At 31.3% G+C, this 15851-nt stretch carries 14 protein-coding genes; 7 read left to right on the top strand and 7 right to left on the bottom strand.

From position 1 onward, the window contains the following. Positions 1 to 1014: cache domain-containing protein (locus tag OQH62_RS07895; protein ID WP_266015943.1), on the bottom strand; the 1014-nt coding region annotated here is incomplete at its 3' end. 198 nt (positions 1015 to 1212) lie between these two features. Here OQH62_RS07895 and OQH62_RS07890 point away from each other — a divergent pair. The 4 genes from OQH62_RS07890 to OQH62_RS07875 are packed head-to-tail and all read left to right on the top strand — an operon-like array spanning position 1213 to position 4979. Continuing rightward, on the top strand, positions 1213 to 2061 hold the full coding sequence (locus OQH62_RS07890; protein WP_266015942.1) for a metal ABC transporter solute-binding protein, Zn/Mn family: 849 nt from the start codon (positions 1213 to 1215) through the stop codon (positions 2059 to 2061). Continuing rightward, positions 2058 to 3377 carry a nickel/cobalt transporter gene (locus OQH62_RS07885; protein WP_266015941.1) on the top strand — a complete coding sequence of 440 codons (1320 nt, stop codon included), beginning with the start codon at positions 2058 to 2060 and terminating at the stop codon, positions 3375 to 3377. Before OQH62_RS07890 ends, OQH62_RS07885 begins: the two co-directional genes overlap by 4 nt. Continuing rightward, entirely contained in the window at positions 3377 to 4171 is a 795-nt protein-coding gene (locus tag OQH62_RS07880) for a metal ABC transporter ATP-binding protein (RefSeq protein WP_266015940.1), read from the top strand. Before OQH62_RS07885 ends, OQH62_RS07880 begins: the two co-directional genes overlap by 1 nt. Next, positions 4164 to 4979 carry a metal ABC transporter permease gene (locus OQH62_RS07875; protein ID WP_266015939.1) on the top strand — a complete coding sequence of 272 codons (816 nt, stop codon included), beginning with the start codon at positions 4164 to 4166 and terminating at the stop codon, positions 4977 to 4979. The genes OQH62_RS07880 and OQH62_RS07875 overlap by 8 nt, the downstream gene beginning before the upstream one ends. A gap of 235 nt (positions 4980 to 5214) precedes the next feature. Here OQH62_RS07875 and purM read toward each other — a convergent pair whose 3' ends face one another. Then, positions 5215 to 6204 (bottom strand): phosphoribosylformylglycinamidine cyclo-ligase, encoded by a 990-nt coding sequence (gene purM / locus OQH62_RS07870; protein WP_266015938.1) that lies wholly within the window; start codon positions 6202 to 6204, stop codon positions 5215 to 5217. A gap of 61 nt (positions 6205 to 6265) precedes the next feature. Between purM and coaE the strand changes: the two genes are divergently transcribed. Genes coaE through OQH62_RS07855 form a run of 3 tightly spaced genes read left to right on the top strand, consistent with a single transcriptional unit; the run spans position 6266 to position 8308 of the window. After that, a complete protein-coding gene (gene coaE / locus OQH62_RS07865; RefSeq protein WP_266015937.1) occupies positions 6266 to 6859 on the top strand; it encodes a dephospho-CoA kinase in 594 nt (197 codons plus the stop codon). Next, positions 6856 to 7605, top strand: a complete 750-nt coding sequence (gene dapF / locus OQH62_RS07860) for a diaminopimelate epimerase (protein WP_266015936.1) — start codon at positions 6856 to 6858, stop codon at positions 7603 to 7605. Before coaE ends, dapF begins: the two co-directional genes overlap by 4 nt. After that, positions 7580 to 8308: a glucosaminidase domain-containing protein gene (locus OQH62_RS07855; protein WP_266015935.1), complete on the top strand. Its 729-nt coding sequence runs from the start codon at positions 7580 to 7582 to the stop codon at positions 8306 to 8308. The genes dapF and OQH62_RS07855 overlap by 26 nt, the downstream gene beginning before the upstream one ends. On the opposite strand, the gene OQH62_RS07850 is transcribed toward OQH62_RS07855, so the two are convergent. From OQH62_RS07850 to OQH62_RS07830, 5 genes are all read right to left on the bottom strand, one after another. Further along, positions 8305 to 9336: an ATP-binding protein gene (locus OQH62_RS07850; RefSeq protein WP_266015934.1), complete on the bottom strand. Its 1032-nt coding sequence runs from the start codon at positions 9334 to 9336 to the stop codon at positions 8305 to 8307. The two genes, OQH62_RS07855 and OQH62_RS07850, sit on opposite strands and share 4 nt — an antisense overlap. Positions 9337 to 9456: 120 nt before the next feature. Next, positions 9457 to 11430, bottom strand: coding sequence for an acetate--CoA ligase (acs, locus tag OQH62_RS07845; protein ID WP_266015933.1), 1974 nt, complete (start codon positions 11428 to 11430; stop codon positions 9457 to 9459). 204 nt (positions 11431 to 11634) lie between these two features. Further along, positions 11635 to 12216 carry an NAD(P)H-dependent oxidoreductase gene (locus OQH62_RS07840; RefSeq protein WP_266015932.1) on the bottom strand — a complete coding sequence of 194 codons (582 nt, stop codon included), beginning with the start codon at positions 12214 to 12216 and terminating at the stop codon, positions 11635 to 11637. Positions 12217 to 12318: 102 nt separating this feature from the next. After that, positions 12319 to 13392: an NAD(P)-dependent alcohol dehydrogenase gene (locus OQH62_RS07835; protein WP_266015931.1), complete on the bottom strand. Its 1074-nt coding sequence runs from the start codon at positions 13390 to 13392 to the stop codon at positions 12319 to 12321. Between the two features lie 129 nt (positions 13393 to 13521). Further along, positions 13522 to 15851 (bottom strand): hypothetical protein (locus tag OQH62_RS07830; protein WP_266015930.1); only part of this gene is annotated, 2330 nt, incomplete at its 5' end.

Genomic DNA, 15851 nt, shown 5'->3' with positions numbered 1-15851 from the left:
ATAATTGATATATTTGAAGAAGTGTAATAAAACATTTTTAATCTTTTCAACAGGAGCAATAAGCTTTCTAATAAAGAGAAATAATAAAAATACCCCTATACCAAGAATTAAAATAGAAATAACGACACTATAAAAGAAATATTTATTAATCGCATTTGTATAATCTTCAGTTTTTGAAGAAACGACTATAGTCCAACCAAAAGGAAATTGTCTATAAACTCCTAAACGTTCTTGTCCATGAGAATCAAAATAAACAAATTCTCCATTTGTAGATTTTTTAAGTTCTGAAGAAAGTTGAACTTCCTGAGGACTAAGACTTGTATCGGCAACAATAGCAAGATCTCTGTGGGAAAAAATATTTCCCGTTGAATCAGTTATATATACATCTAGACTTGGTAATTCTTCTCTTCGAAAATTTTCAAAACGTTCTTGAAAATTTTCAACAAAGAAATCTATACCAATTACACCAATAAACCGGCCGTTTTTAATCAGAGGATAGGTTGCAGTACTCATCATTTTACCAGCATAAATACCACCTTGATTAATATAAGTTGGTGTTATAATTCCTTGTTGTTGTTGTTTAGTTTTTTGATACCAATCTCTTGTTCGTAAATCTCCTTCATTATCAAAATTCGGTGAAAGCGATTGAACGCTCTTGCTCGTATCATAATCTTGAACAATCAAACTTCCATCATCCTCATAAACAATATAAATTGAAGGATATTTAATAAGTTCTTCTGCTCTGAGTAAAACTCTTCTTTGCGATATAATATCATGTTTATCAAGTTCCAATATAGATCGTGATATAGCATCTAGATGCTGCTTAGCTTCAATATTCATAGTAATATTGATGGTTGTATAAGAGGCGTCCAAGACAGTTTCTTGTATAGTTTTATAAAGGTTTTGCACCTCGATCGAGGTTGTTTTATAATTATAAGTCATAACTATGACAATAGCAATAACAAATATACCTGCAACTGAAATAATCAGTTTTCCTCCTAAAGTTCTAATCATAGCAGTAGTTCCTTTACTTTATTTATTTGTTAGTAAAAATTTTAATTTATAATATTTTAATATAAAAAATTAAAATATTCAAGGCTTGAACATTATTAAGCAAGAATTCAAATCGAAGAATATAAGAAAATTATACATTGAATTTTTTCTGTTATTATAATAAAAATTTCTAAAGCTAGATATGAAGGAAGGTGATATATGAAACAGCTAATTTTACTAAGTTTGATTTGTATCTTTTTATATTCAAAACCTCTTGTAAGCGTAAGCATTGCTCCGCAAGCTTTTTTTGTAGAAAAAATTGCAAATGATACTGTAAATGTCAATATTTTACTGCCCCAAAATGTTGATGAACATACTTTTGAATTTAAACCAAATACTCTAAAACAACTTGAAAAAAGTGATATTTATTTTACCGTTGGCCTAGAATTTGAAAAAATTTTCAACGATAAATTTCATCGTAATTTTCCCAAACTTCGTTTTGTTAATTCGCAAGAAAATATCTCTTTAGTTGCAATAAAAGACACTCATTCACACAAAGAAGATAAAGATGAAAAACACACTAACCTTGATATTCATACTTGGCTTGATCCTATTTTGGTACAAACTATGGCGATGAATATTTTTAAAGCACTTGCTCAGCAATATCCAGAACATAAAGCTTTCTATGAAACAAATCTTAACACATTTCTAGCCGAACTTGACAGCCTCAATTTGCAAATCGCTTCCAAACTTCGTACGATAAAAAATCGTAAATTTATTGTATATCATCCTTCTTGGGGATATTTTGCAAGTCGTTATAATTTAGAACAAATTCCTGTTGAAATTGAAGGTAAAGAACCAAAACTGAAAGATTTACAAGAACTTATACAAGAAGCAAAAGAAGAAAATGTAAAAGTCATCTTCGTACAACCGGGCTTTCCTGAAAACGCAGTAAAAGTACTTTCTAAAGAACTTGATGCCCATATAGTACAGATTAATCACTTGGCAAGAGCTTGGGAAAGCGAACTGCTAAAAAGTGTCGATCAATTAGCAACAAATCTTCAATGAAACACCTCCTCTTTTTTTTCTTTTTTACTCCAAAACTCTTAGCTTGTGCTTTATGTGCAAGCTATACTCCAACTGCTTTCATTTCTCTTGACTTTCAAAAAGATTTAAAAAGCATTAATGTCACTTGGGATCTTTCAAATGAATTTACCAAAATTCTGCTTCATAGTTATGATTCAAATTATAATGATAGTTTGGATGAAGATGAATTAAAAGCTATCCAAGAAGCCTTTTATCAGTATATTATCCCAAGAGAGCATTTAAGTGAAATAATTTTTTATGATAATGGCAAAGAAAGAAAAGTAAATATTCACTTTAGCAATGACCAGTTCTTTTTAAAGCAAGACACACTATCATACAGCTATACTTTATCTTTTGATGAAATTTTAAAAAAAGGTGATATTTTTAGTTTAAACATCAAAGATACTGAAGGGTATTTTAGCTTTAAATTTCATAATCTTAGCAATATTGCTTTAAATGATGAACTCTATCTTCAAAGCAATCCAAATTCAGAGCTTGTTTTCTTTGAGGTTGTACAAGGAAATATCCAAAACCGTGCTCTTACAAACACTCTTTTTGATGAAATACCAAGTGAATTCAATTGGTTTGAAAAGCTCACAAACACTCTATTTGATTTTCTTAAACAGCTTGTCCGCGATGGATATTCTTTTACAAACCTCTTTTTTGTACTTGGAATAGCTTTTTTATATGGAATGTTTCACGCTAGTGCGCCCGGACACTCGAAAGCACTTACAAGCTCTTATTTTCTTACACAAAAAAGCTCATACAGAAAAATTGCAATTTTTTGTCTTAAAATAGGGCTAGTGCATATTTTATCAGCCTTTATAATTGTAAGCATAGCTGTTTTTACACTTAATTTACTTCTTAGTTCATTCAGTTCAAACACACATTATATCATTACAAAACTTTCAAGCTTGATGATTATCATCATTGCCTTATATATGTTAGGTAAAAAAATTCTCACAAAACATCAACAAAGTTGCGATTGCAATCATTGTACAACAAATAAATTAAGCGAATGGGGTATTGTCAATGCTGCTGGAATTATACCTTGCCCTGGTATGCTCTTGCTTTTTTTATTTGCCTATGAATTCAATTTCACTCTTGCAGTTTTATCAGCCTTTTTTGTAGGACTTGGAATGAGTTTTGTCTTATTTGTTTTTGCACTTATTGCAAATACATTCCATAAGAGAGTGTATAATGTAAAATTAAGAACAAGTTTAGAATATTTTGGTATTACTGCAATGCTCATCTTTGGAATTTTTCTTTTTACGAGTACTAGAATGGGAATTTTTTAATGCAATTTTTTCACATTTCAAACCTTACTTATGCCTATAAAGATGAAACTGTTTTACACAACATTACTCTTGAATATGATAGTAAAGATTTTTTAACTATTATAGGACCAAATGGCGGTGGCAAATCTACTCTATTAAAACTTATTTTGGGTTTATTGGAATATAAAAATAGTATTTGCTTTTCAAATATCACCAAAGAAGAAATTGGGTATGTACCACAAAACAATTTTATCAATCCTAATTTTCCTGCACGGGTGCTTGAAATAGTACTTATGGGATTAGTTGGAAAAAAGAATTTTGGTTTTTATAACAAAAAAGACAAACAAAAAGCTTTAGAAGCCCTAGACAAAGTTGCAATGGCTGATTTTTCAGAAAGAAAAATCACTGAATTAAGCGGAGGACAAAGACAAAGAGTTTTAATAGCTAGAACTCTTATTGATGAATGTAAAATGCTTCTTTTAGATGAACCAACAACAAGCGTAGATACAAAAAATGCTGTACAAATTTTTGAACTTTTACAGAGTTTGCACAAACAAGGTATAGGTATAATTGCAGTATGTCACGATATTAACATAGTCCTTGCATACAGTGATGTTATCGCTTATCTTAACAAAGAACTTTTTTTACATTCTAATCCCAAAGAAAAACAAAAAAGTGAATTTTTAAAACATTTATACGAAAACCATTCTCATTTTTGTGATGTGGAATTGAGTTTAAATGCTTGTTTTTGCGAACAAAGTTGTGAAAACAAAGAATTGTGTGAAAAAGAGTGTAAAAAGGTTAATAATGCTTGAACTTTTCTCCTTGACTTTCTTTCAAAATGCTATTGTCGCAGCTGTTTTAGTAAGTATTGTTTGCGGGATTATAGGGGTACTTATTATGATTAACCGTCTTTTTTCTATGGCAGGAGGTATTACTCACGGGGCTTTTGGCGGTATAGGTTTAGCCTTTTATTTTTCCTTGCCAATTCTTCTAAGTACAAGCATTTGGACTTTATTTTTAGCTTTTTTTCTTGCTTACCTTAACAAATACTATAAAAACAGAAGTGATAATATAATAGCTGTTATTTGGGCTTTTGGAATGGCTTTTGGAATTATACTTATTGATTTAAGTCCGGGATATAACACAGATTTAATGGCATATTTATTTGGAAATATTTTAGCCGTTTCTGCAAATGATTTATGGCTTATGGGAAGTGTCGATGTACTTGTTATAGCACTTATTATCTGTTTTTACAGACAATTTGAGGTTTTAAGTTTTGATGAAGAATTTGCTAAAGTTAAAGGAATTCATACAACTTTTTTTCATTTTCTTTTAATTGCAATGATGGCATTTTGCATAGTCATCTCTATGCGTTTGGTTGGACTTATCTTGATTATGGCTTTATTAAGCATACCAAGTTTTATTGCCGAAAATCTTACAAAAAAATTAGGTAGTATGATGACAGTATCTGCGATTTTAAGTGCGATTTTTTGTATGCTTGGTTTGATAGTAAGTTATTCTTTTAATCTTGCGAGTGGAGCTTGTATTATAGCAGTTGCTTGTTTGGCTTTTGTAATAAATTTCATTTGCAGCAATTTTTTATTTTTCAAAAAAAACTAAACACAATTTTATACTTAAAACAATGTATTAACAATATCTGTAATCATTGCATCAACAATCCAAAATTCCTTATTAAAACCCAGAAATATCTCTAAAACAGCTTTTAAACTAATTCTTATTAAATAAAGTTGTACTAAAAAATCAAAAACTTCAAAAGCACTAAGTTTTTAATCATTTTTTTTAATACAATCCAAATCACCAAAATTCACTCTAAAGCATTATAAACAGCTTGTTTTTATTCTAAGAGCACTCCCTCATTGAGCACTACTTCACCAATGAGAAAAGCATCTGAATTTTCAAGCACTTGTGATACCTTATCACTGCTAACTACAAGAACCATTCCAACACCCATATTAAATGTTCTATACATTTCATCCTCTTCTACACATTGACCTATTGTGTAGAAAATTTGTTGTGTCTTAAGATGGTGCTTACGAATGCACGCTCCTATACCTTTTGGAAAAATACGCGGCAAATTTTCTACCAATCCTCCACCGGTAATATGAGCAAGGGCGTTGATATAAGGCTTGAGTTTCAAAAAATCTTTCACATAAATTCTCGTTGGTTCAAGCAAAATATCAACAAGTTTCTTACCCTCAAATTCATCATCTAATTTCATTTTCAAAGTTTCAAAAAGCACTTTTCTAGCTAAAGAATAGCCATTTGAATGGAGTCCTGAACTTGGCAAAGCCAAAAGCAAATCCCCATTTTTTACAAAATGTGTTCTATCAATCTCATTTTCTTCAGCGATTCCAACAGCAAAACCAGCCAAATCAAAATCATTTTGATAATACATTCCGGGCATTTCAGCTGTTTCACCACCTATCAAAGCACAGCCTGCAAGTTCGCAAGCTTGTGCTATACTTTTCACAACACTTTTTGCGATCTCAATTTTAAGTTTAGCACTCGCATAATAATCCAAAAAAAACAGAGGCGTAGCAAAATTACAAATCAAATCATTCACACACATTGCTACTAAATCCTGTCCTATGGTATCATACTTTTGTGCTTGAAGTGCTAAACGAAGTTTGGTACCAACACCATCAGTAGCGGCAAGCATTACAGGATTTTTATAACCACTAGGAAGTTTAAAAGCCCCGGAAAATGAACCTATCCCTCCTAAAACATTTTCAGTGAAAGTTTTTTGTACAAAAGGTTTAATTTCTTGTACAAAAGCATTGCCATTTTCTATACTTACACCAGAGTCTTCGTATGAAATTCTCATTTATCTTCCTTTAAGAGATTAAAAGGTATTGTAACTAAAAAAGTTTTAACGAAGGCATAAAATGCAAAACGCTTTTTTAGTAACAGCTTCCATAGGTTGCGGAAAAAGTGCTTTTATAAAAATAGCTAATTCTTTAGGTTTTAAAAGCATAAGTGCTGATGAAATTTCTCATCAAATTTTAGATGAAAATGCAAAGGAACTTGCTTTTATTTTCAATGATACAAAACTTCTTTATAAGCAAAAGATTGACAGAAAATACTTAGGAAATCTAGTTTTTAGCGATAATATAGCAAAAAAAAGACTTGAAGAATTCATTCTTCCAAAAATTCGAAAAGAACTCCTTGAACAAATGACAATTTTAAACAAAAAGAATCAATTTTTTTTTGTTGAAATTCCTTTACTTTTTGAAAGTAGGGCTTATGAAAATCTAGGCAAAACCATACTGATTTATAGCACTAAAGAGCAAAGTCTTGCAAGAATCATACAAAGAGATAATTTAAGCAAGGAAGAAGCAAAAAAACGTTTAAATGCACAAATGGATATTGAAGAAAAACTACTTTTAGCCGATTTTGTTCTTTACAACACTTCAAGTTATGAGGATTTTAAACAAAAATGTATTCTTTTTTTGGAAAAACTTTCTAAAGGCAAACTTTGAAATTCTATAAATACTATGTCAATGGCAATGATTTTATCCTTTTCACTGCAGAACATAAAGAAAATCGAAGCGAACTTGCTCGCAAACTTTGCAACCGCTACGAAGGCATAGGAGCTGATGGTTTCATTGTACTTTTACCCCATCATCAATATGATTTCGAATGGGAATTTTACAATTGCGATGGGAGTACGCCTTTGATGTGTGGTAACGGTTCAAGAGCTGCTGCACATTTTGCTCATCACTATAAAGGCATACAAGCACAGATGAATTTTCTAACAGGTGCAGGAGTCATTAAAGCAAAAGTGCAAAATGATGAAGTTGAGCTCTCTTTAGGAAAAGCTACAAAGGTAAAAAACAATTTTGAAAAAGAAGGAAAAATTTGGCAATTTTGCGATACAGGAGTGCCGCATCTGGTACATTTTTGTGAAAATATTGATGATTTTGACACAGAACTTTGTCAAAGACTAAGAAAAGAATTTAACGCGAATGTTAATTTCGCAACAGTCCTTAAGAAAGACTGTATAAAAGTGCGCACCTATGAACGCGGTGTTGAAAATGAAACTCTAGCTTGTGGTACAGGAATGGGAGCCTGTTTTTATTTAGCCTCTTTAAATCAATTGATTGACAAAAAAGCTTTCGTATTACCAAAAAGTAATGAAAAAGTGCTCTTTAGACTTGAGAATGAAGAAATATTCTTTAAAGGAAGGGTGAGGTGCTGTTTTGAAGCATATTATCATTTTTCTTAGTTGCTGTATTTTTTCATTTGGCATAGATGCAGAAGGTTTTGGAAAAAACTATTATGAACTTAAACCTGAAGAAAAAAGAATGGTTTTTTTTGCAAAAATGAATGAAATGTTTGATATTTCTTTTCAAGGTATCGAGCAAGAGAGGTCTTTTGCTTTAGCTTTTTTAAATGAAAGCGCTAAAAATGCTTTTCGAATTTCAAATCAAAAAGCCTTAGAAAGACTTATAGAACTGAAAAACAAGTACCGCATTGAAAATCTTTTTGATATAAGTGAATATAAAAAACGGATACAAAAAATACCTAAATCAATGGGTATAGCTCAAGCTTTAGTAGAAAGTGCTACGGGTACAAGCCGTTTTGCAAGAGAAGCAAACAATCTCTTTGGGGAATGGACTTGGGGAGATAAAGGCTTAATACCAAAAAAACGGCAAAGCAATAAAAAACATAAAATTAAAATCTTTGACAACCTGCAAGAAAGCGTAGATTCATACGTTTTAAATTTAAACAGACATTATTCTTATCAAAATTTTCGCGAACTGCGGGCAGATTTTTTAAAAAAAGGCAAAAACATTTCAGGTTTAGAAGCAATTAAAGTCTTAAATTCATATTCTGAACTTAAAGGAGATTATATAAAACTTATCTCTAATATTATCAAACAATACAAACTTGAAAAATATGATAGTATGGATAATTTTTCTCTTTAAAAACTCAAAGCCCATTTTTCAAAAGGCACAATTTCAAATTTAACCCCTTGCTCAAAAAAACTCTTCTCGCTTGAAAGAGTGATAAAAAAAATATGAAAAACACCAAGTTCTAAAGCTTTAGGAAGAATTTTTCTTGCACGAATTGTAATCAAATCAACATCCAAAGTAGCACTTGCAATATAAGCTGTTTTTGAATTTTTGATATAGAAAGTAAAAAATTTATTGTAAAAAATTTGAGTTTTAAGCTTAAAAAGCTCTGTTAAAATAGCATTTTCAAACAAAGCCTTAAAATCCTTTTGTATGCAAAGAGCGTTTCTGAAAGCAAAATCTCTAAAATATACCTTTTTGAGATTTTTTTCATCGTGAAACACAACATACAAAAGAAAGGAATTTTCTAAGACTTTTATAGCCTGATACACACTATCTTTGGAAACTTTTGATTTCTTTTTTAATTCTAAAAAAAGCTTACGAATGCTTATTTGATGGGCTAAATTTTTTGCAATATATTTAAGAATTTCAAGTTCAAGTCGGCTAAAAATACATCTTATATCTTTTTCTTTTAAGCCTGAACGTCCTGTTTGCAAAAACAAACCTAACATAGAATTGATAGGCAAATTTTTTTTACTTAAACTAATAAATTCCTCAAAATCAAAATAATCAAGCTCAAGTTCATTAAAACCAACTATACTTAAATCTTTCCTCTGAGTGCTTGCAATAATAGGAATCTTGATACCTTTTATATCAAAAACAAAATCCAAATTACACATACAAAGAATTTGAATCTTTGTATGCAATTGTAAAAATTGTACTAAATTTTCAAGACTCGAAAGTTCAAAACGTATATCATACAAATCTAAAAATAAGATTTGCTCTTGAGTATAAGCAGAAAGATAATTATATATTAATGTTTTTTTACCGCAATGTCTGGGTCCTTTGATTAAAACATTTGGCTTGATAATTTGTACTTTTCTTTCATAACTCGTTTCAAGTTTTTGGTAATTTTCATAAAAAAAATTCAACACTTTCATAAAAATTGTCCTTATAAAAAGACAATTATAGCAAATTTAGAGACTACAAAAACTCGAGGTACAATTCAAATTTATAAAAAATTGCGACAAAAATATTTTATCTTTTCTCTTATGATCATTTTATTGTAATTCTGCTTTAGCTAAATCAACTATAGTTTGGACTATATGTGAGTCTTCTAAAGTAGAAACATCCTGTTTAATCTCCTCACCTCTAGCAATAGTTCTTAAAATTCTACGCATAATTTTCCCACTTCTTGTCTTTGGTAAACCCGGAGTATAAAGTATTTTTTCAATCTTTGCAATAGGTCCAATCTCTACACGTAAAATATCATTCAGCTCTTTAAGTGTTTCGATCCCTACACCCAACTCACAACTTGAAGAAGGATTTAATACTACAAAAGCAAATAAAGCTTCACCTCTAATTGCATCAAGAATGCTTACAACAGCAGACTCTGCAACATTAGGATGCTTAGATATAGCAGATTCTATTTCTGCTGTACCAATGCGATGTCCTGCTATATTTACCACATCATCAGTTCTACCTGTGATAGTAATATAATTATTTTCATCATAAAAAGCTCCATCGCCACTAAAATACACAAACTCTCCATTCTTTTTTACTTGTGAAAAATAGCTTTCTTTATACCGATCCTCATCGCCCCAAATCCCACGAATCATAGAAGGCCAAGGTTTTGTAATACAAAGCAAACCATCTTCACCTGTTTTTTTGACATTACCTTCCTCATCAAGAATTTCAGCAAAAATCCCCGGTAAAGGCAAAGTCGCACAGCCGGGTTTCAAAGGGGTGGCTCCGGGCAAAGGTGTTATCATATGACCTCCAGTTTCAGTCTGCCACCAAGTATCAACTATAGGGCATTTTGAATTTCCAACTTCATCATAAAACCAGTTCCAAGCACTAGGATTTATAGGTTCTCCAACAGTTCCAAGCACTTCAAGTACATTTAAATCATATTTTTTAGGTTCCTGAGGAGCATCAGCGTGCAGCATTCGTATAGCCGTAGGAGAAGTATAAAATTTTGTTACTTGATATTCCTCTATCATTCTCCACCAACGTCCAGAATTTGGATAAGTAGGAGTTCCTTCGTGCATAACAGTAGTCGCTCCACACGCTAAAGGTCCATACACAACATAAGTATGTCCCGTAATCCAACCTACATCAGCACTACACCAATAATTATCGCTATCTTTGATATCAAATACCCATTCCATAGTCATTTGAGCCCATAAAATATATCCGGCACTTGCGTGCATTACTCCTTTTGGTTTTCCAGTAGAACCTGAAGTGTAAAGCAAAAAGAGCAAATCTTCACTATCCATAATTTCAGGTTCACACTTATACGATTCATTTTTAAGAAGCTCATTATACACGTAATCACGCCCTTTAACATACTCTATAGGCTCTTTGTTGCGAATGACTATTAGCACTTTTTCGACACATTCACACCCCTGACTCAAAGCCTTATCAACGGCTGGTTTTAGCATATAAGGCTTCCCGCGTCTAAAAGCTCCATCGGCAGTAATGACAAGTTTTGCTTGCGCATCAACAATCCTATCTCGCAAAGCTTCTGGAGAAAAACCACCAAAAACAACACTATGGATAGCACCAATTCTTGCACACGCAAGCATAGCAATTGCAGTTTCAGGGATCATAGGCATATAAATAACAACTCTGTCTCCTTTTTTTACTCCAAATTTTTTCAATAAATTCGCAGCTTTACAAACCTCGTGAAAGAGACGTCGGTAAGTATAAACATCATAATCACCCATTTCACCTTCAAAAATAATGGCAGCCTTATTTTTACGAGTTTTTATATGACGGTCAAGGCATTGATAGCTTACATTCAATGTCCCACCTTCAAACCATTTATAAAAAGGTTTCTTTTCTTCGTTTAAAACTTTTGAAAAAGGCGAAAACCAGTGTATCTTTTCTAAAGCCTGTTTTTTCCAAAATTCTTCAAAATTTTCTTTGACATCATCACACAAATCATAATACTCACAAAGATTCTTGATATAGGCTTGACGCGAAAGCTTTTTATTTGGTTTGACAAGTTTATTTATATTTTGAAGTTGCATTGTAATTCCTTAATTTTGTCGTTTTAAACATTATACAAGATTTTCTAAAGAGCTATGTTTGTATTCAATTAATTAAGATAAATTTAAAGATAAATGTTAATTTTGGTAATTTTTAAAGAAAAGTAAACAAAAAATGCTAAACCCTGTAACATTATTTTTGTGCAAGAGTTGTTATACAGAAAGAAGTTTATCAAAACAACAATTTTAAACAAGACATTCTTTTAAATGTTTTTCATAAGCTTTAAGATACAAAGGCACTTGAGGATTTTTTATTACATCTGTACATAAAAAAGTTTTTAAAGCACTCATTCCTATAAACTCGTGAGCTTTATGTAAATGCAAATACACCCCATCAATTCCAATTCCATTAAAAAATTCATCTTTATCTGTAAAAGCCTCAAGAGGAGCATTCCAAGTAAGAGAAAACATATATTTTTTACCTTGTAACAACCCACCTTTACCATAATTCTTTGTTGGACTAGTATGACTTCTCCCATCATTTTTAAAGAATACGCCATATCCTGCAGTCAAAACTTCATCAATATATTTTTTTACTATCCAAGGCTCACCCATCCACCAAGCAGGCATCTGCCAAATCAAAACATCAGCTTGAAGTATCTTTTGTACTTCAAGTTCTGCTTCATAGCCTTCATCTATAATAGTCTCATCAATCTCAAAACCTAAATTTTGCAATGTTTTTTTTGCAAAATTGTGCAAAGTCTCATTAAGTTTGCCTTGGGAACTGCCAAAATTTTTTGCTCCATTAAGAAGTATAATCTTTCTCATTATTTTCCTTTCCATATTTTATAAAAACAAGTACATACTACAATCTTATAAAAAATGCTTTTTTTTAATAACATCAATGTAAAAATTTAAATATAGAGTGCTTTATTCACTTTTACTCATATCAATCACATAACGAAATTTTGCCTTACCTGTTGTAAGCTTTTCATAAGCTTCATCAATTTGATTTGGACAGATAAGTTCTATTTCAGGATAAATATTATGTTGAAATGAAAAATCAAGCATTTCTTGAGTTTCTTTAATGCCGCCTATAAGTGAGCCATATACTTTTTTTCCAGCCTTAAAAACAAGGTCGCTAATAGCGATACTAGGACTTAGTTCATATGGTGGAAGTCCCACGATAGCCATTTCACCGCCAAATTTCAATAAATTGAGATACTCACTAGGATTATATGGGGTAGGAATGGTTGAAAGAATAAAATCAAATCGCTCCTTAGCATCACTTGTTTTTGTATAAAATTCGCTCACACCCATATCAAAAGCTTCACTCTTTTTATTCTCATTGCGAGCAAATACACTGACCTTTGCTCCCATTTTTACAGCATATTTTACAGCCATCATTCCAAGCCCACCAAAACCAGCAACAGCGACTTTTGAACCTTCTTTAACACGAGAAAATTTCAAAGGCGAATACGTCGTAATACCTGCACAAAGTAAAGGAGCAACCTTTTGAAGTGGCACATCTTTTTTTACTTGAAGAGTAAAATTTTCATTGACAACAATATTATTTGAATATCCCCCATAAGTATTCTCTCCACCGTGAAAAATATCTTTACTATTGTACGTAAAAACAGTTTGCCCTTTTTGACAAAACTGCTCTTGACTTTCTTTACAAGTTTCACAAACTCCACACGAATTGACCATACAACCAACTCCAGCAAAATCACCAACTTTGAAACGAGTAACTTTCTTTCCTATTGCCACAATTTCACCCGCTATCTCGTGACCCGGAACACAAGGATATACAGCTTCACCCCACTCACTCTTTGCTGTGTGAATATCACTATGACAAATACCTGCATAAAGAATTTTAATTAAAACATCATTTTCACCAAGTGCGTGGCGGGTAAATTCAAAAGGACTGAATTTCGAATCCTTGTGTAACATTGCATATCCCTTGCTTTGGATACGTCCGTTTTCTAAAATTATAGAATTCATTTGTTCTCCTTAAAAATTTACATAATTATAAAACATTAGAGTAAGTCTTGGTCAAGTCTTTTACATAGTTTTTTTAAAAAGTCTATATGGGGTCATTTTTGACTCAAAAATTTCAGCCAAAAATGATTGTTAATTAAGAAAATAATTCAAAGTTATATATCCGTTATGATTCAAACCTGTTCTTGCTCCCGAACCTTGATATGAGAGATTGAACTCTACATTGTTTGAAATTTTCATTCCAACACTTGCATTAAAATACGCATAAAAAGATGGCATTCTAAGAATATAAGGAAAATCTTTTCCCTCAACATTTACTGTTGTTTTTAAATCAGGATTAATATATTTTCTCATCGCACCTTCCAAAGAAATTTTCAAACCCTTTGGAAAATAATGGATATATTTTGTACCTAGACGCAAATAAGCCAAATTCGCAGGCTCTGGCTTGTAGCGTATACTAGGATCGTAATTCATTTTAAAACTTTTCATTACAGAACCAAAATATCCAAAACCAAGAAAAGTAGAAAAAGTCTTTTTCTTATAGATTGTATCGACAACAAAATCTAAATCTGCAGAATACCCATAAGACTTAGTTTTAGCAACTCCTCTTGAAGAAACAATGTGTGTATTAATAACAGTTCCTGTTATCTGAGCTCTTAAACTATTTGCAAAACGCTCATTTTCATCTAAAAGCCATATATATCTTAAACCTCCACTGGCTCCTTCATTATCAAACAAACCATCAAAATCAATACTATTACCATCAAGACGTTTATAAACATTTGCCGATTCATCATAAGAAAAAAATGTTGTTAATGTTGAACCATTAACATAATCAGCATTTAATCCTGTTAAGAAACTTTTATAATGTGCTGTAATTTGGGAGCTTTTATCATCACTTTTGATAGAACTATACCCATAAGCTGGTAAGAAGAAAAAGCGATAATTAGTATTATTTAAATCATACACTCTGTTTGCTGCAAACATAGAATCTTGTAATAAAGACTTTATCACACCCGAAACTACAGAACTCTTCGCAAAAACAGCACCAAAGCCTTTTGAAGGATCTACGCCTATTCTAAATGTTCCCTCACGACTGCCTCGTTCTATAGTATATAAACTCTCATAAGCGCTAAGATGGGTAATATCTAAACCTTTATTGTTATTCACAACACTGCTATCACTACCATAACCAATACCTTTGAGAGTTCCATTATCATTTTTAAAAACTACATTTTTAAAATCATAATCCTTTCTAAAAGAGAAACCTTCAAGAGGATTTACAACCAAAGAACCTTTAGCAAAAGAAATATTTTGTGTTTTACTTCCAGCAACAACTAAATGTCCATTATCAGAATTTGAAAGTAAAGAAATATCTGGGGTCTTATTGTAAGCTGTATCGCTTTTACTGATATTTAAGATGATTGAATTTGAGAGTATATTAATCTTTCCATTATCATTTTTAAAATGAAATTTTTCATTATTATTTGCCGTATTCCAAGCGATCCTTTTTACATCACTTTTTGTTTTATTATAAGAAGCTTTATAGTAAAGTAAAGAATTAACTCCTTGATTTTGTATGCCTTGTGTAAAAATACCCTCATTATCAATAGTTACATTAGCATTATTATTCTTGAAACTTTCAATCGTACCTTTATTTTTAAGTTCAACTTTTCCGCCGCTTATGTTCAAATTTTTAAGCGTTCCGCTGTTTGTTATATTTGAAAACCCGCTACTTTGTTCAAATGCATTAACATCGCCTTTTGTATCAAGATTAACAGTCCCAGAATTTTTGAATTGAGCAATAGTAGCACTATTGTTTAAATTCTCAATAAGACCACTATTATTAAATTCACTCACAAGTCCTGTATTGGTTGTACCAACTTTAGGTGTATTATTAAAAACTTTTATCGTTCCATGGTTTTCAATCTTAGCAAAGCGTCCTGTATTATCAACGATATCCACTGTTTTACCTGCATTATTTGTAAAAGTTTTTAAAGTATTCATACTTGTATTGATCATTCTTTTTATAGATGCTCTATTCTCTAAAGACATTATTGTACCGTGATTAACAATGCTTGCATCCGGACTGTAATTGATAATATAAGTATCTATTTCTGAACTTTCAAAACTATTTAATAGACTAAAATTTCTACCATTTAAAAATATTGGCTTTTTGGTAATAATATTTTGATTATTAATAATGGCAGAAATATAACCTTCATTGCTCAACGAACCTTCTAAATTCACATTATCACTATTAGAAGCTGATACAAAGCCTCCTTCTTGTCCAACAAATAAATCTCCAGCTATCACTCCTGTCCCGTAATAAGTCAATCGTCCTTTATGTACTTTCACATCGTAGATAGTGCCTTCATTATTAAGAAGAGTATTATCTTGGCGATTTTTGGCTTGATTAATAAAATTCCTTATGTATCCCTTAGCTTCATTTTTTATTAATT

It is taken from the genome of Campylobacter sp. MIT 21-1684 (genome assembly GCF_026241315.1).
GTDB lineage: Bacteria > Campylobacterota > Campylobacteria > Campylobacterales > Campylobacteraceae > Campylobacter_D.
The sequence above is the reverse complement of the archived record's forward strand: the minus strand, read 5'-3'. Positions and strand labels throughout refer to the sequence as shown.